Below are 15,354 nucleotides of genomic sequence, written 5' to 3'. Positions count from 1 at the left end.
TTTTTGTTTCAATAAAGCCTGCGGTATTGGGTTATATGACCGCCGCCAGACGGCGAATCCCCTCTGCCAAAACCTCTGGCGGATGGTTTGCAAAGCCAAGCAATATTCCCTCACGTGACATTGGCCGCTGGCAATAGCGCGCAAAAGTTTGTACACCTAAGCCTATCTGGCGCGCCTTCCGCACCACCTCCTGTGCCCGTAAGCCATCCAGCAGCCAGCAGACTATATGCACGCCGGAATCCGTAGGATGCACTAGCATGCGCCCGGAAAAATAGAATTTAATCGCCGCCTCCAGCGCGCTTTTTCGCTCAAAACAGGCTTTACGGATCCGACGAACGTGGCTGGCATAGTGCCCCTCGCGGATGAAACGCGCCAGAACGGCCTGTTCCAGATATCCGCTACAGAGGTCAGTATAATATTTGGTGATGGCAAACTGTTCGCGCAAATGCTCGGGGACAACTAAAAAGCCCAGACGAAATGCCGGATACATCATCTTAGAGAATGTACCCGCATAGATGACCCGCTGATGTTTATCCAGCCCCTGCAACGCCTGCAGAGAGCGGGCGGCATAGCGAAATTCGCTATTGTAATCATCTTCGAATATCCAGGCGCGGTTAGCTTCCGCCCACTCCAGCAGAGCAAGCCTCCGCGGCAGACTCAGCGTGCCGCTGAGCGGAAACTGATGCGACGGCGCGGTATAGACCAGCTTAGCCCCGGGATAATGGTCTATTCCATCCTGAATATCCATGCCCTCATCGTCAACCCGAACGGGCCGAACAACGGCTCCCCTGGCGGCGAATGCGCCGCGAGCGCCGTTATATCCGGGATCGTCCAGCCAGACTTCATCGCCCTTTTCCAGTAAAGCCTGCGCGGCGATCGTCAACGCTTGCTGAATGCCGTTAACAATAATCACCCGATCTTCATGGCAATTTACGCCGCGCGTCGCCTGTATATAGTCGCTGATTGCCTGACGCAGCGGCAGGAATCCCCAGGAGGAGGCGTGCGATGCGAGTTCACGGCGCGATTGCCGCCAGACGCGCCCCAGCAATCGCCCCCACAAAGCATGAGGGAAAAGATCGGTACAGCCGATACCGACGGCGAAAACCGCGCCCATCTCTCCGCTATCTTCGTTTTCCGTCCATGAGGGTACCAGGGCTGACACATCAGGGTTCAGCGGCCCAACGCTGGCTATTGCCGTTTCCGGCGCCGTCGGCGACCCGTACTCGCTAATGACGTGATCCGGAATATGGTCGCAGACAAAGGTGCCTGCCCCCTTGCGCGTCAGCAGATAGCCTTCATCAATCAGGCGCTCAAACCCGGCAATGACCGAGTTGCGGGAGATCGCCATCATCTCAGCCAGCGCCCGGCTGGAGGGTATTTTTGCACCCGCCGATAACCGGCCATCCAGAATCGCGTGGCGCAGGGCGTGATAGACCTGGTCTTTAATCACGCCGCGCGTTAATAACAGTTCCTGGAACAGAGGGGCAATGGGTTTTGGCATGAGCGGCAGCGGCATCAACGTAATAAAAGTGGACCCTATAAATATACAGAAAGTGTCACTTTTTAGGAACCAGAACGCCTCCTATCATAACGCACAACCATCCGGTTTCTAAAAGTAAGGAATAAGCATGAAGAGCCAGAAAACCGACGTTAACCTCGCGGAAATTACCCTCCAACCCGCAGCTGAAACTGACTTTGCCGCGTGGCTGCCGCTGTGGAAAAGCTACCAGACGTTTTACCGCGTCGACATCCCGGACACCGTCACGCAACTCACCTGGAAGCGTTTTTTCCATTCTGTCGAACCCATGTATTGCGCGGTGGCAAAACGCGAAGGCAGGATTGTGGGATTCGTTCACTATCTCTTCCACCGCTCTACCTGGGCCGAAAGCGACTACTGCTATCTGGAAGATTTGTTCGTTGATCCGGCCGTTCGGGGCCAGCATATCGGCAAACGGTTGATTGAGTATGTACAGCTACAGGCGCGGAAGCGTCACTCAGCCAGCCTGTACTGGCACACGCATGAAACCAATCTGCGGGGTCAGCGCTTGTACAACTGGGTCGCAGAGAAAAGCGGCATGATTGAGTATCGTATGCGGGTGAAATAGCCCTTGCGCCAGGCGTAAAAAAACCTCGCCGCGGCGAGGTTTCGGCCACACCTGCGGGCTTAACGAGCGTTGACCACCACCCACATCGGGCCCTGGCCTACGGCATAGCGCCCTTTTTCCTGCAGCAGCCCCTGCTTGCCTTCGATTTCATACACCGCAATATGATGCGATTTCTGACCGGCAGCGATGAGGAATTTGCCGCTATGATCGAGATTAAAGCCGCGCGGCTGGGTTTCGGTATTTTGATAGCCCTCGATGGACAGTACGCTGCCGTCTTCCGAAACGCTAAAGATGGTAATAACGCTGGCTGTGCGATCGCAGGCGTAGAGGTGACGGCCATCGGGCGTCAGGTGAATATCCGCCGCCCAGCGAACGCCGGTGAAATCAGGCGGCATCATGTCCAGCGTCTGCACGCACTCGATTTTGCCGTGCGGGTCCTTCAGCTCCCAGACGTCAACGGAGCTGTTCAGTTCGTTAACGCAGTAGCCGTATTGCTGGTTCGGATGGAAGACCATATGACGCGGGCCCGCGCCTTCAACGGTGGTCACCTCAGCCGGTTCCTGGGCAGCCAGGAAACCGTCGTCGCTCAGGGTAAACAGGCAGATACGATCCTGTTTCAGCGCCGGAACCCACAGGGTGCGATTGTCCGGGGAAATATTTGCCGAGTGGCAGCCTTCCAGCCCTTCCACCACCGCCACCGCTTCCCGCGGCAGACCGTCCACCAGCGGCGTAACGCTTACGCAGCCCGCGTTATAGGATGCGCTGAACACAAAGCGGCCTTGATGATCGGTAGAGATGTGCGTTGGGCTACCGGGCAGCGCGGCTTCGCCAGCGAAGGTCAGGGCGCCATTATCGGGCGCAATGCGGTAGGCCAGTACGCGAAACTCCGGACGCACGCCGACGTAGAGATACTCTTTGTTCGGGCTCACCACCATCGGCTGCACCTGCCCCGGGGCATCAACAACCTGCACCAGGGTCAGTTTCCCCTCAGGATCCAGATCCCAGACGTGAATCTGCTGGCTTTCCGGGCTGGCGGTATAAACGGTTTGTTTCATGAATACTCCTTCCTCACTGCACGTGGAAATTTCATTTTTCAGACTAACGGCACCCTGAAAAATACAATACGCATACACAACATTTTTCAGATTGCCTCCAGGCAGCCTGAAAGATCAAGTGTATCGGCTCTTTAGCGGTAGATGCTGAAAAGTTTGCCGGAATGGCACAGCGGTGTACCATCATAGCCTGCTAACTTTTCATCATTAACCGGAAACAACACATGACCTCACGCGTGATTGCCCTGGATTTAGACGGCACGCTCTTAACCGGCAAAAAGACCATCCTCCCCGCCTCGCTCGACGCGCTGGCTCGCGCCAAAGATGCTGGATACCAGATCATTGTCGTCACCGGACGACATCACGTCGCTATCCATCCTTTTTATCAGGCACTGGCTCTCGATACACCTGCAATTTGCTGCAATGGTACTTATTTGTATGATTATCATGCAAAAAAGGTGCTTGAGTCCGATCCGATGCCGGTCGATAAAGCCCTGAGCCTGACGGAGCTGCTGAACCAGCATGATATTCACGGCCTGATGTACGTTGATGACGCCATGCTCTACGAGCGGCCGACCGGGCACGTCATCCGCACTGCCACCTGGGCCCAGTCTCTGCCCGTCGAGCAGCGCCCGGTATTTACTCAGGTCGACTCTCTGGCGCAGGCGGCGCGCGAAGTTAACGCCGTGTGGAAATTCGCCCTGACCGATGAAGATACCGCCAAACTGCAGCGCTTTGCCCTGCACGTTGGCCAGACGCTGGGCCTGGAGTGCGAATGGTCGTGGCACGATCAGGTGGATATTGCCCGGGAAGGCAACAGTAAAGGTAAACGCCTGGCGCAGTGGGTGGCGTCCCGGGGACTGTCAATGCAGGATGTTATCGCTTTCGGCGACAACTATAACGACCTCAGCATGCTGGAGGCCGCCGGCACCGGCGTAGCGATGGGCAACGCGGTAGAGGAAGTGAAAGCGCGCGCCAACGTGGTGATCGGTGAAAACGAAACCACCAGCATCGCCGACTACATCTATCGCCACCTGCTGTAATCAGGCGGCTATCGACACGCTTTTTATCTGCGCATACAGCCGCTGGCCCGGGGCAACGCCCAGATCATCGCGAGCCCAGGGGCTGATGCGCGCCCACAGCGTGCGGCCGCTTATCTCCAGCCTGACCTCAACCTGCCCATGGCTTTCAATACACTGCATAACCTCCGCGGGCAAAATATTGCGAATACTGGTTTGCTGAGCGGGCTGCAGTACCAGAGACACGTCCGAGGCCTGAATGCGGATGCGCGCGGTTTCGCCCAGCGGCCTGTCAAGCCGGTTGACCCATATCTGCTGGTCGCCGATCGCCAGGGCGGTCATCGTATACTGCGGATGCTGGGCGGCAACAATCGCGCTCAGAATGGTACTTTGCTGATCCTCGGGCAGCCAGGGGTGCATCACGCTACTGCTCCACACCTCTTCCAGGCAGCCAAAGGCTTTCACCTTCCCCGCCTCCAGCACCAGCACGTTATCCGCCAGGTGCTGGATCTCATCAAGAGAGTGGCTGACGTACAGCATCGGGATGTTAATTTCGCGCGCCAGCCGCTGCAGATAGGGCAACAGCTCGCGCTTGCGCGGAATATCCAACGATGCCAGCGGTTCATCTAACAGCAGCAGCTCCGGCGCGGTAAGCAGCGCCCGGCCAATCGCGACCCGCTGTTTTTCTCCGCCGGAGAGTCCTCCCGGTAGCCGATCAAGCAGTGGCGCAATGCCGAGCAGATCGACCAGCTTATCGAACTGTCCGGCCATATTTTTTGCCATGCCATATTGCAGATTGCCGCGCACTTTATAGTGCGGAAACAGGCGCGCGTCCTGAAAAACATAGCCAATGCGGCGTTTTTCCGGCGCCAGGCAGATACGTTTTTCAACATCGTTTAGCACTCTGCCGTTAAGGACAATGCGCCCCTGCTGCGGGCGGGTCAGGCCGCTAATAGCGTTGATCAGCGAGGTTTTTCCCGCGCCAGAGACGCCGAATACCGCCGTAATGCCGCTGGCAGGGAGCGTCTCGCGGATTTGCAGACAGTGGGTTCCCAGCGTCTGGGTAAAATCGAGTTCAAGCATGTTATTTCCCCATCCGCTGACGGCTGAGGCGGGCCAGCCATTCGGAAATCAGCAGCGATACCAGCGCCAGCACAATCGAAATCAAGCATAAACGCGCGGCTGCGCCCTCGCCGCCGGGAGTCTGAATCAGGGTATACATTGCTGAAGGGATGGTACGCGTTTCACCGGGAATATTGGAAACAAAAGTGATAGTGGCGCCAAACTCGCCCAGCGAACGGGCAAAAGCCAGCACGGTGCCGACGATAATACCGGGTAGCGTCAACGGTAGCGTAATAGTGAAAAATACGCGCCAGCGCCCAGCGCCCAGGGTACGCGCCGCCTGCTCAAGCTTGATGTCCACCCCTTCCAGCGCGAGGCGAATGGCCCGCACCATCAGCGGAAAGGACATGACCGCCGCCGCCAGCACCGCGCCGCGCCAGCTAAACGCAAAGCTCAGCCCAAACCAGTCATATAGCCAGCTGCCGATAAAGCCGCGGCGCCCCATCGCAATCAGCAACAGATAGCCCACCACCACCGGCGGCAGCACCAGCGGCAGGTGGATAACGCTATCGAGCAGCGCTTTGCCGGGAAAATCCCGACGAACCAGCAGCCAGGAAAAAAAGATGCCGAAAGGTAAGCTAACTACCACCGCCAGGGAGGAGACTTTCAGGCTCAGCAGTACCGCCTGCCATTCAGGATCGCTTAAGAACATTAGTGGGTAGTGAATCCGTAACGTTTAAAGATGGCGGAAGCTTCCGGCCCTTTTAAATAGTCATAAAACGCGCTGACCGTCGCACTGTTATGCCCGTCGACGATAGCCAGCGGATATTCCACCTTCTTATGGGAATCTTCCGGGAAGGTTCCGACGAGTTTTACGCCTTTGCTGGCGACCGCATCAGAGCCGTACACGATCCCCAGCGGGGCTTCGCTGCGTTCAACCAGGGCCAGCGCGCCGCGCACGTCCTCTGCCGGAGCCAGCTCAGGCGACAGGGTATCCCAGGCTCCCAGCTTTTGCAGCGCTTCTTTCGCATAGATGCCAGCAGGCACGTGTTCCGGGTCGCCAACGGCCAGGCGGCCGCCTTTCAGCAGGCTGGTCCAGTCGGTTTTATCATTGATGCTTATCTCGCCCTGATCGCTGGCTTTCGGCGCTACCACGACCAGGCTGTTTCCGAGAAGGGTCGTCCGAGAAGCAGAATCAATGCTCTTTTTCCCGGCCGCGTAATCCATCCATTTTTGATCGGCGGAGATAAACAGATCCGCCGGCGCGCCCGCTTCAATCTGGCGCGCCAGCGTGGATGAAGAAGCAAATGAAGAGACAACGTCAACGTTCTTCTCTTTCTTATACTCTTTAGCGATATCCTGCATGGCGTTAGTGAGCGATGCTGCGGCAAAAACCGTCACTTTGCCCTCATCCGCCAGCGCGTGACCGGCAACGCAGAGCGTTAACGTTGTTCCGGCAAAAAAGCGTAACCATTGACCTGCCATCTGTATCTCCCGTAGGTTCGTTATGTAGCTGACAATATAACGATAGAGCCAGGACTTTCCCAGAGAAAATTAGGGGTAATGAGCGGAGGATCAAACGAAGGGGGAAAAATAAAAACGCCCGGTCAAACCGGGCGCGGGGGAAATCAGTGGTTTTGCGGCCTGCTGTCTTTATGGCCGGCTCCGGAGAAGAGGTTAAACACTTCGCCCAGCCCGTAAATCAACCCCAGGATGACAGCCATCACCACAGGGACCATGACTACGGCAAAAACCAGACTTTTCAATAGCTCTAACATGGTTGGCTCCAGAAAGTACGAATACTTTATTGTAACGAATTCCGCCGGAAAAACACGCCCCATTTGTGCGGTGCCTCACGGACTGCCGCCGCAGAAGCATCTTGCAAGATGACCGCTATCGGTCACAATACCTTTTTTTCATCAGGACATGATTATGCAGGCCGAAATTCTCCTTACCCTTAAATTACAGCAGCGCCTGTTCGCCGATCCCCGTCGTATCGCCCTGCTGAAGCAAATTGACCTGACCGGCTCCATTAGCCAGGGGGCCAAAAATGCCGGCATCAGCTATAAAAGCGCATGGGATGCCATTAATGAAATGAATCAGCTCAGCGAGCAGACCCTGGTTGACCGGGCGACCGGCGGCAAAGGCGGCGGCGGCGCGGTCCTCACCCGTTACGGGCAGCGGCTGATTCAGCTCTACGACCTGCTGGCGCAGATTCAGCAGAAAGCGTTCGATGTCCTGAGCGATGATGACGCCCTTCCCCTCGACAGCCTGTTGGCTGCCATTTCGCGATTCTCTCTGCAGACCAGCGCGCGCAACCAGTGGTTCGGCACGATTACCGGCCGCGACCATCAGCAGGTTCAGCAGCACGTGGAGGTCCTGCTGGCCGACGGGCAAACCCGTCTCAAAGTCGCGATTACCGCCCAAAGCGCCGATCGTCTTGGCCTGGATGAAGGCCAGGAAGTATTAGTGCTGCTGAAGGCGCCGTGGGTTGGCCTCACCCTGGATGCCGCGCAGGCGGTACAGGCTGATAATCAGCTGTCCGGCCGAATCAGCCGCATCGAACGCGGGCCGGAGCAGTGCGAAGTACTGATGGCGCTCCCGGATGGTCAAAGCCTTTGCGCCACCCTGCCGGTGGAACAGACGCGCGATCTGGCCGAAGGCGCGGAAGCGATAGCATATTTCAATGCCGATCGCATCATTCTCGCCACGTTATGCTAACGCCATTGACATTGTGCGCGTGAAGACGTATCCCTGAAATAAATTGCTGCAAAAAGTGGGATACACAATGTCATCATTGCAAATTTCGCAAGGCACGTTTCGCCTGAGCGACACCAGAACGTTAAATATTGAACAGCTCTGCGTGCAGGCTGGCGAGAGCTGGGCTTTCGTCGGCAGCAACGGCAGCGGGAAGTCGGCCCTTGCGCGGGCGCTATCCGGAGAGCTGACGCTGCTCAGCGGACAGCGCGAGAATACGTTCGCACGCGTTACCCGCCTCTCTTTTGAACAGCTGCAGAAGCTGGTCAGCGATGAGTGGCAGCGCAACAACACGGACTTGCTCAGCCCCGGAGAAGAAGATACCGGACGCACGACAGCGGAAATTATCCAGGATGAGATTAAAGACCCCTCCCGCTGCGCCCGCCTTGCAGAACAGTTCGCTATCAGCCACCTGCTTGAGCGCCGCTTTAAATATCTCTCTACCGGAGAAACGCGTAAGACTCTGCTGTGCCAGGCGCTGATGGGCGACCCCGACCTGCTTATCCTTGATGAGCCGTTCGACGGTCTTGATGTCGCCTCACGCCAGCAGCTTGCGGCGCTGCTGGCCACGCTCAACGGCGAAGGGATCGCCCTGGTGCTGGTTCTTAATCGTTTCGATGAAATCCCGGAGTTCGTTCAGTTTGCCGGCGTGCTGGCGGAGTGTGTTCTGAGCGAAACCGGCGAAAAGCAGGCCCTGCTGCAGCAGACGCTCATTGCCCAGCTGGCCCACAGCGAAAGGCTTGATGGCATGACGCTGCCGGAGCCCGATGCCCCGGCCGCGCGTCTTGGGCTGGACGACGATGAACCTCTCATCGTGCTCAACGACGGCAGGGTTTCCTACAATGACCGCCCCATCATTAATCATCTGAACTGGACAGTAAATCCCGGCGAACACTGGCAGATAGTCGGCCCCAACGGCGCCGGTAAATCGACGCTACTCAGCCTGGTCACCGGCGACCATCCCCAGGGCTATAGTAACGACCTGACCCTGTTTGGCCGCCGCCGCGGCAGCGGGGAAACGATCTGGGATATTAAGAAGCATATCGGTTACGTCAGCAGCAGCCTGCACCTTGAATACCGCGTCAGCACCAACGTACGTAACGTGATTCTCTCGGGCTATTTCGACTCGATTGGCATCTATCAGGCCGTTTCCGACAAACAGCATAAGCTGGTGCAGAACTGGCTGGATATTCTGGGGATTGATAAACGCACCGCCGATGCGCCGTTCCATAGCCTCTCCTGGGGGCAGCAGCGGCTGGCGCTGATCGTCCGCGCGCTGGTCAAGCACCCTACCGTGCTGATCCTCGATGAACCGCTGCAGGGGCTGGATCCGCTCAACCGCCAGCTGGTGCGCCGCTTTGTTGATGTGCTCATTAGCGAAGGGGCGACGCAGCTGCTGTTTGTCTCCCACCATGCAGAAGACGCTCCCGACTGCATCACCCATCGCCTGGCATTTGTGAGCAGTGGAGACGGTTACACCTACCGGGTCGGCCCGCTGGAAAAATAAGCCTGTAAAGGGGTCTGCGGATCCCTTATTTTTTCAGAATAATAGCCTGATCATAAATTAACCCCCTGTTCTATAAGCAAAAAATCTTAAAAGCTACGGCTGGAAATTTTAGTGTAAACGATTCCACCAATTTGCCCTGTGTCACACTTTTACCTTCTTTGGTATGCTATCTTCTTCTCACACGATAAGCCTATTGGAGCGAATCATGAAAGTACTGGTTACAGGTGGTAGCGGTTACATTGGAAGTCACACCTGCGTTCAACTGCTACTGCAGGGACACGACGTGATTATTCTCGACAATCTCTGCAACAGTAAGCGCAGCGTATTGCCAATCATTGAACGTCTCGGCGGCAAAAGCGCCACCTTTGTTGAAGGCGATATTCGTAATGAAGCGCTGATGACGGAAATTCTTCACGATCACGCCATTGAAGCGGTGATCCATTTTGCCGGCCTGAAAGCCGTCGGGGAATCCGTCGCCAAACCGCTTGAATATTACGACAACAACGTAACCGGAACGCTAAAACTCGTTTCCGCTATGCGCGCTGCGGGCGTGAAAAACTTTATTTTCAGCTCCTCCGCCACCGTCTACGGCGACCAGCCCAAAATTCCTTATGTCGAGAGCTTCCCGACCGGTACTCCGCAGAGCCCGTACGGCAAAAGCAAGCTGATGGTTGAGCAGATCCTGACTGACCTGCAAAAAGCGCAGCCGGACTGGAGCATCGCACTGCTGCGCTACTTCAACCCGGTCGGCGCCCATCCATCGGGCGATATGGGCGAAGACCCGCAGGGCATTCCGAACAACCTGATGCCGTATATCGCGCAGGTCGCGGTTGGGCGCCGTGAATCGCTGGCGGTATTTGGCAACGACTACCCAACCGAAGACGGCACCGGCGTACGTGACTACATTCACGTCATGGACCTTGCCGACGGCCACGTCGCGGCGATGGAAAAACTGGCCGACAAAGCCGGCGTGCATATCTATAACCTTGGCGCAGGCGTCGGCAGCAGCGTACTCGACGTGGTCAATGCCTTTAGCAAAGCCTGCGGCAAACCGATTAACTACCACTTCGCGCCGCGCCGCGAAGGCGACCTCCCGGCCTACTGGGCGGACGCTGAAAAGGCCGACCGCGAGCTGAACTGGCGCGTGACGCGCAACCTTGACGAAATGGCGCAGGACACCTGGCACTGGCAGTCCCGTCATCCGCAGGGTTATCCAGACTAAGGAACCTTCATGAGCGTATTTAACCCCGTCGACCATCCACATCGTCGTTATAACCCGTTAACCGGGCAGTGGATTCTGGTTTCTCCGCATCGCGCCAAGCGCCCCTGGCAGGGGGCGCAGGAAACGCCGGCAAAGCAGACCTTGCCCGCGCACGATCCGGACTGTTTCCTGTGCCCGGGCAATACCCGCGTCACCGGCGACAAAAACCCGAACTACACCGGCACGTTTGTTTTTACCAATGACTTTGCGGCTTTGATGACCGATACCCCTGATGCCCCGGAAAGCGACGATCCGCTGATGCGCTGTCAGAGCGCCCGCGGCACCAGCCGGGTCATCTGCTTCTCGCCAGATCACAGCAAAACGCTGCCGGAACTGAGCGTTGAGGCGCTGGAAGGCGTGGTTAAAACGTGGCAGGAGCAGACCGCCGACCTTGGAAAGAGCTACCCCTGGGTGCAGGTCTTTGAAAATAAAGGGGCGGCGATGGGCTGCTCCAACCCGCACCCCCATGGGCAGGTGTGGGCCAACAGCTTTCTGCCTAATGAGGCGGAACGCGAAGATCGTCTGCAAAAAGCGTACTTCACCGAGCACGGCGCGCCGATGCTGGTGGATTACGTGCAGCGCGAATTAGCCGACGGTAGTCGTACTATCGTTGACACTGACCACTGGCTCGCCGTGGTTCCTTATTGGGCCGCGTGGCCTTTTGAAACGCTGCTGCTGCCAAAAGCGCACGTCCAGCGCCTGACTGATTTGACCGACGACCAGCGCAGCGATCTCGCGCTGGCGCTGAAAAAGCTGACCAGTCGTTACGACAACCTGTTCCAGTGCTCATTCCCCTACTCCATGGGCTGGCACGGCGCGCCGTTTAACGATGAAGAGAATAATCACTGGCAGCTGCACGCCCATTTTTACCCGCCGCTGCTGCGTTCCGCCACGGTGCGTAAATTTATGGTCGGCTATGAAATGCTGGCTGAAACCCAGCGTGACCTGACGGCCGAGCAGGCCGCCGAGCGTCTGCGCGCTGTGAGCGACGTCCATTTTCGCGAATCCGGAGTATAACCATGAGTCTGAAAGAGAAAACCCAAGCCCTGTTTGCTGAGAAATTTGGCTACCCGGCCAGCCATGTTATCCAGGCCCCAGGCCGCGTTAACCTGATCGGCGAACATACCGACTATAACGATGGGTTCGTGCTGCCCTGCGCCATTGATTACCAGACGGTTATCGCCTGTGCGCCGCGCGACGATCGTACCGTGCGGGTGATTGCCGCCGATTACGACAATCAGACCGATGAATTCTCTCTCGACTCGCCGATTACCAGCCACGATACCCAGCAGTGGTCAAACTATGTCCGCGGCGTGGTGAAGCATCTCCAGCAGCGGAATAATGCCTTCGGCGGCGCGGATCTGACGATCAGCGGTAACGTGCCGCAAGGCGCCGGGTTAAGCTCCTCGGCTTCGCTGGAGGTCGCCGTCGGCACGGTGTTCCAGCAGCTGTACCACCTGCCGCTCGATGGCGCGCAAATTGCCCTGAACGGCCAGGAAGCGGAAAATCAGTTCGTCGGCTGCAACTGCGGCATTATGGACCAGCTGATCTCCGCGCTTGGTAAAAAAGATCACGCTCTGCTGATCGACTGCCGCTCCTTAGGGACGAAAGCGGTGTCGATGCCGAAAGGCGCCACGGTAGTGATTATCAACAGTAACTTTAAGCGCACCCTGGTAGGCAGCGAATACAACACCCGTCGCGAGCAGTGCGAAACCGGCGCGCGCTTCTTCCAGCGTCCGGCTCTGCGCGACGTCACGCTGCAAGAGTTCAACGCCGTGGCTCACGAGCTTGATCCGGTGGTCGCCAAACGCGTTCGCCACGTGCTGACTGAAAACGCCCGCACCGTAGAAGCCGCATCGGCGCTGGAAAAAGGCGACCTGCAGCGGATGGGCGAACTGATGGCGGAATCTCACGCCTCCATGCGCGATGATTTTGAAATCACCGTACCGCAGATTGATACCCTGGTAGAGATCGTCAAAGCGACCATCGGCAACAAAGGCGGCGTTCGCATGACCGGCGGCGGCTTCGGCGGCTGTATCGTCGCGCTGGTGCCGGAGGAGCTGGTTGATACCGTGCAGCAGGCCGTTGCCAGAGAGTATGAAGCGAAAACGGGCATTAAAGAGACCTTCTACGTCTGCAAACCGTCGCAGGGAGCCGGGCAATGCTAAAGCAAACAACGGAGCTGGCGCCGGACGGCCAGCCATGGAATCTTCTTACCCTGCGTAACGACGCAGGCATGACGGTCACCGTGATGGACTGGGGGGCGACGCTGCTCTCCGCGCGCGTGCCCCTGGCGGACGGTAGCGAACGAGAAGCGCTGCTCGGCTGCGCGACCCCCGGCGACTATACGCGCCAGGCCGCTTACCTTGGCGCTTCCGTAGGCCGTTACGCTAACCGTATTGCCAACAGCCGCTTTACCCTGGATGGCCAGCTCATCAATCTGACGCCCTCCAACGAGGCTGGCCATCAGCTCCACGGCGGACCGGAAGGTTTTGATAAGCGCCGCTGGCAAATTGTTAGCGCTGACGCTCGCCACGCGCTGTTTTCCCTCTCCTCCCGCGATGGCGATCAGGGCTATCCTGGTAATCTGACGGCAACCGCGCACTACCGCCTGACCGACGATAACCGGATCGCTATTGAGTATCGCGCCACCGTGGACCAGCCGTGCCCGGTGAATCTGACAAACCACGTCTATTTCAACCTCGATGGCGTGCAGAGCGACGTGCGCAACCATAAGCTGCAAATTTTTGCCGATGTTTATCTGCCCGTCGAAAGCGACGGTATTCCGGGGGGAGATCTGCAAAACGTCACCCTGACCAGCTTCGATTTCCGCACGCCGAAAACCCTGGCGGACGACTTCCTGCGCGACGAAGATCAGCAAAAAGTAAAAGGTTATGACCATGCCTTCCTGCTACAGGCGCTGGGGAATGCCGATACTCCGGCCGCTCACGTCTGGTCGCAGGACGAAAAGCTACAGATGACGGTTTATACTTCCGCCCCCGCATTGCAGTTTTACTCCGGCAACTATCTTGGCGGCACGCCGTCGCGCACAGCGCAGGCGTACGATGACTGGCAGGGCCTGGCTCTGGAGAGCGAGTTCCTTCCAGATTCTCCGAATCATCCGGAATGGCCGCAGCCGGATTGTGTACTGCGCCCCGGCGAAGAGTACGTCAGCCTGACGGAATATCAGTTTATCGCTCGATAGCCTCTGGCCCTCCCGATGGAGGGCTTTTTATCATTTTGCTGAAAATTACGTCACTTACAGACAAAAACATAACCTCTGTTTTACAAGCACCTTACACTGAGCCACTATTTTCGCTATGGTTAGGGATAAGCATTGCCGTGAGGTAAATCGCGGCAATATAATGAGAATAGTTATCAATCAATAAATATACACACTACAGATTTCGGGTCGCATCAAGGCGGCAAATGAGCGAATCCCCAGGAACATAGTGAACTATGTGACCAGGGTGAGTGAAAGTAGCCAACGACGAGGCGGCGCGAAAGATGACGTGTATTGAGGAGTAAGTGTATGGCTGTAACTAAGCTGGTACTCGTTCGTCACGGCGAAAGCCAATGGAATAACGAAAACCGTTTCACCGGTTGGTATGACGTTGACCTGTCTGAAAAAGGCGTTGGTGAAGCAAAAGCGGCCGGTAAGCTGCTGAAAGAAGAAGGCTTCAGCTTCGACTTTGCTTATACCTCTGTGCTGAAACGTGCCATCCACACCCTGTGGAACGTGCTGGACGAACTGGATCAGGCCTGGCTGCCGGTTGAGAAATCCTGGAAACTGAACGAACGCCACTACGGTGCGCTGCAGGGCCTGAACAAAGCGGAAACTGCTGAAAAATATGGTGACGAACAGGTTAAACAGTGGCGTCGCGGCTTTGCGGTAACGCCGCCGGAGCTGACCAAAGACGATGAGCGCTATCCGGGCCACGATCCGCGCTACGCCAAACTGACCGATGCAGAACTGCCGACGACCGAGAGTCTGGCGCTGACCATCGACCGCGTCGTGCCATACTGGAACGAAACGATTCTGCCGCGTCTGAAAAGCGGTGAGCGCGTGATTATCGCCGCTCACGGCAACTCCCTGCGTGCGCTGGTGAAATACCTCGACAATATGGGCGAAGCAGAGATCCTTGAACTGAACATCCCGACTGGCGTACCGCTGGTGTATGAGTTTGACGAAAACTTCAAGCCGATCAAACACTACTATCTGGGTAACGCCGACGAGATCGCTGCGAAAGCGGCTGCCGTTGCCAACCAGGGCAAAGCGAAGTAATACTCGCAGGATGTAAAAAAAGCGTGGAGCAATCCACGCTTGAGACTGCTGACAAAGTGTAGCCAGGTGAAAATGTTCCAACCTCGGCCTACAAAAAGTACGTAATCTGTTGATATTCTCGTTCGTATCTCAGGCAAGGTGCTAACTGCCCCTTGCAGAAATGCCTACAGAACAGATAGTTGTCAGCAGTCCTCATTTTTCAGTCAGCAAAAATCGGCCCGGCCGGGAATTTCGCCAGAAACCCGGTGACAGCCAGCAGCGACCACAGCCCCGGCCAGGCAAACTGCCGCTCCCGCAGCTCGTCAT

General features: G+C 57.0%; 15 protein-coding genes and 1 pseudogene. 9 read left to right on the top strand and 7 right to left on the bottom strand.

Features of this window, described 5'->3' with window-relative positions:
- Window positions 1-31 precede the first annotated feature (31 nt).
- Complete coding sequence (locus tag ABLV11_RS21635) at window positions 32-1,501, bottom strand: PLP-dependent aminotransferase family protein (protein ID WP_126488816.1); 1,470 nt, start codon at window positions 1,499-1,501, stop codon at window positions 32-34.
- Window positions 1,502-1,628: 127 nt separating this feature from the next.
- Between ABLV11_RS21635 and ABLV11_RS21630 the strand changes: the two genes are divergently transcribed.
- Window positions 1,629-2,105 (top strand): GNAT family N-acetyltransferase, encoded by a 477-nt coding sequence (locus ABLV11_RS21630; protein WP_032727965.1) that lies wholly within the window; start codon window positions 1,629-1,631, stop codon window positions 2,103-2,105.
- A 59-nt stretch (window positions 2,106-2,164) separates the two neighbouring features.
- Here the strand turns inward: ABLV11_RS21630 and pgl are convergent, their stop codons facing one another.
- Window positions 2,165-3,160, bottom strand: coding sequence for a 6-phosphogluconolactonase (gene pgl / locus ABLV11_RS21625; RefSeq protein ID WP_004111503.1), 996 nt, complete (start codon window positions 3,158-3,160; stop codon window positions 2,165-2,167).
- 221 nt (window positions 3,161-3,381) lie between these two features.
- Here pgl and ABLV11_RS21620 point away from each other — a divergent pair, with 221 nt between their 5' ends.
- A complete protein-coding gene (locus ABLV11_RS21620) occupies window positions 3,382-4,200 on the top strand; it encodes a pyridoxal phosphatase (RefSeq protein WP_064372290.1) in 819 nt (272 codons plus the stop codon).
- Here ABLV11_RS21620 and modC read toward each other — a convergent pair whose 3' ends face one another.
- The 4 genes from modC to ABLV11_RS21600 form a co-directional block, all read right to left on the bottom strand.
- Entirely contained in the window at window positions 4,201-5,259 is a 1,059-nt protein-coding gene (gene modC / locus ABLV11_RS21615) for a molybdenum ABC transporter ATP-binding protein ModC (RefSeq protein ID WP_004100372.1), read from the bottom strand. It abuts the gene before it with no gap.
- A gap of 1 nt (window position 5,260) precedes the next feature.
- The gene (gene modB, locus ABLV11_RS21610; RefSeq protein WP_017146315.1) at window positions 5,261-5,950 is read right to left on the bottom strand and encodes a molybdate ABC transporter permease subunit; all 690 of its coding nucleotides are present in this window, start codon (window positions 5,948-5,950) and stop codon (window positions 5,261-5,263) included.
- Window positions 5,950-6,723 (bottom strand): molybdate ABC transporter substrate-binding protein, encoded by a 774-nt coding sequence (modA, locus tag ABLV11_RS21605; protein ID WP_348855761.1) that lies wholly within the window; start codon window positions 6,721-6,723, stop codon window positions 5,950-5,952. Before modA ends, modB begins: the two co-directional genes overlap by 1 nt.
- Window positions 6,724-6,866: 143 nt before the next feature.
- Complete coding sequence (locus ABLV11_RS21600; RefSeq protein ID WP_004848993.1) at window positions 6,867-7,016, bottom strand: AcrZ family multidrug efflux pump-associated protein; 150 nt, start codon at window positions 7,014-7,016, stop codon at window positions 6,867-6,869.
- Between the two features lie 154 nt (window positions 7,017-7,170).
- Here ABLV11_RS21600 and modE point away from each other — a divergent pair, with 154 nt between their 5' ends.
- The 7 genes from modE to gpmA all read left to right on the top strand — a co-directional run bounded on the left by modE (window position 7,171) and on the right by gpmA (window position 15,048).
- Window positions 7,171-7,959 carry a molybdenum-dependent transcriptional regulator gene (gene modE / locus ABLV11_RS21595; protein ID WP_126488814.1) on the top strand — a complete coding sequence of 263 codons (789 nt, stop codon included), beginning with the start codon at window positions 7,171-7,173 and terminating at the stop codon, window positions 7,957-7,959.
- Window positions 7,960-8,026: 67 nt separating this feature from the next.
- Window positions 8,027-9,502 (top strand): molybdate ABC transporter ATP-binding protein ModF, encoded by a 1,476-nt coding sequence (gene modF, locus ABLV11_RS21590; RefSeq protein WP_224250515.1) that lies wholly within the window; start codon window positions 8,027-8,029, stop codon window positions 9,500-9,502.
- Between the two features lie 205 nt (window positions 9,503-9,707).
- Entirely contained in the window at window positions 9,708-10,724 is a 1,017-nt protein-coding gene (gene galE, locus ABLV11_RS21585) for a UDP-glucose 4-epimerase GalE (protein WP_004100360.1), read from the top strand.
- Window positions 10,725-10,733: 9 nt separating this feature from the next.
- Complete coding sequence (galT, locus tag ABLV11_RS21580) at window positions 10,734-11,780, top strand: galactose-1-phosphate uridylyltransferase (RefSeq protein WP_017146318.1); 1,047 nt, start codon at window positions 10,734-10,736, stop codon at window positions 11,778-11,780.
- Between the two features lie 2 nt (window positions 11,781-11,782).
- The gene (gene galK, locus ABLV11_RS21575; RefSeq protein WP_151386418.1) at window positions 11,783-12,931 is read left to right on the top strand and encodes a galactokinase; all 1,149 of its coding nucleotides are present in this window, start codon (window positions 11,783-11,785) and stop codon (window positions 12,929-12,931) included.
- Window positions 12,925-13,968, top strand: a complete 1,044-nt coding sequence (galM, locus tag ABLV11_RS21570; RefSeq protein WP_004100353.1) for a galactose-1-epimerase — start codon at window positions 12,925-12,927, stop codon at window positions 13,966-13,968. The genes galK and galM overlap by 7 nt, the downstream gene beginning before the upstream one ends.
- 327 nt (window positions 13,969-14,295) lie before the next feature.
- Window positions 14,296-15,048: a 2,3-diphosphoglycerate-dependent phosphoglycerate mutase gene (gene gpmA / locus ABLV11_RS21565; RefSeq protein WP_004100351.1), complete on the top strand. Its 753-nt coding sequence runs from the start codon at window positions 14,296-14,298 to the stop codon at window positions 15,046-15,048.
- Between the two features lie 199 nt (window positions 15,049-15,247).
- Here gpmA and ABLV11_RS21560 read toward each other — a convergent pair.
- Window positions 15,248-15,354 (bottom strand): annotated as a pseudogene (locus ABLV11_RS21560) (hypothetical protein); the annotation flags it as partial.

This window comes from Klebsiella sp. GW_Kp181, from assembly GCF_040062315.1.
Taxonomy (GTDB): domain Bacteria; phylum Pseudomonadota; class Gammaproteobacteria; order Enterobacterales; family Enterobacteriaceae; genus Klebsiella; species Klebsiella oxytoca.
This window is presented reverse-complemented; position numbering and strand designations above follow the sequence as displayed.

Coding starts and splice junctions, on each gene's coding strand:
- gpmA (WP_004100351.1), top strand. CDS start 14,296: ATGGCTGTAACTAAGCTGGTACTCGTTCGTCACGGCGAAAGCCAATGG.
- galT (WP_017146318.1), top strand. CDS start 10,734: ATGAGCGTATTTAACCCCGTCGACCATCCACATCGTCGTTATAACCCG.
- galM (WP_004100353.1), top strand. CDS start 12,925: ATGCTAAAGCAAACAACGGAGCTGGCGCCGGACGGCCAGCCATGGAAT.
- pgl (WP_004111503.1), bottom strand. CDS start 3,160: ATGAAACAAACCGTTTATACCGCCAGCCCGGAAAGCCAGCAGATTCAC.
- modA (WP_348855761.1), bottom strand. CDS start 6,723: ATGGCAGGTCAATGGTTACGCTTTTTTGCCGGAACAACGTTAACGCTC.
- modC (WP_004100372.1), bottom strand. CDS start 5,259: ATGCTTGAACTCGATTTTACCCAGACGCTGGGAACCCACTGTCTGCAA.
- modE (WP_126488814.1), top strand. CDS start 7,171: ATGCAGGCCGAAATTCTCCTTACCCTTAAATTACAGCAGCGCCTGTTC.
- ABLV11_RS21630 (WP_032727965.1), top strand. CDS start 1,629: ATGAAGAGCCAGAAAACCGACGTTAACCTCGCGGAAATTACCCTCCAA.
- ABLV11_RS21620 (WP_064372290.1), top strand. CDS start 3,382: ATGACCTCACGCGTGATTGCCCTGGATTTAGACGGCACGCTCTTAACC.
- modF (WP_224250515.1), top strand. CDS start 8,027: ATGTCATCATTGCAAATTTCGCAAGGCACGTTTCGCCTGAGCGACACC.
- modB (WP_017146315.1), bottom strand. CDS start 5,950: ATGTTCTTAAGCGATCCTGAATGGCAGGCGGTACTGCTGAGCCTGAAA.
- galE (WP_004100360.1), top strand. CDS start 9,708: ATGAAAGTACTGGTTACAGGTGGTAGCGGTTACATTGGAAGTCACACC.
- ABLV11_RS21600 (WP_004848993.1), bottom strand. CDS start 7,016: ATGTTAGAGCTATTGAAAAGTCTGGTTTTTGCCGTAGTCATGGTCCCT.
- galK (WP_151386418.1), top strand. CDS start 11,783: ATGAGTCTGAAAGAGAAAACCCAAGCCCTGTTTGCTGAGAAATTTGGC.
- ABLV11_RS21635 (WP_126488816.1), bottom strand. CDS start 1,501: ATGCCAAAACCCATTGCCCCTCTGTTCCAGGAACTGTTATTAACGCGC.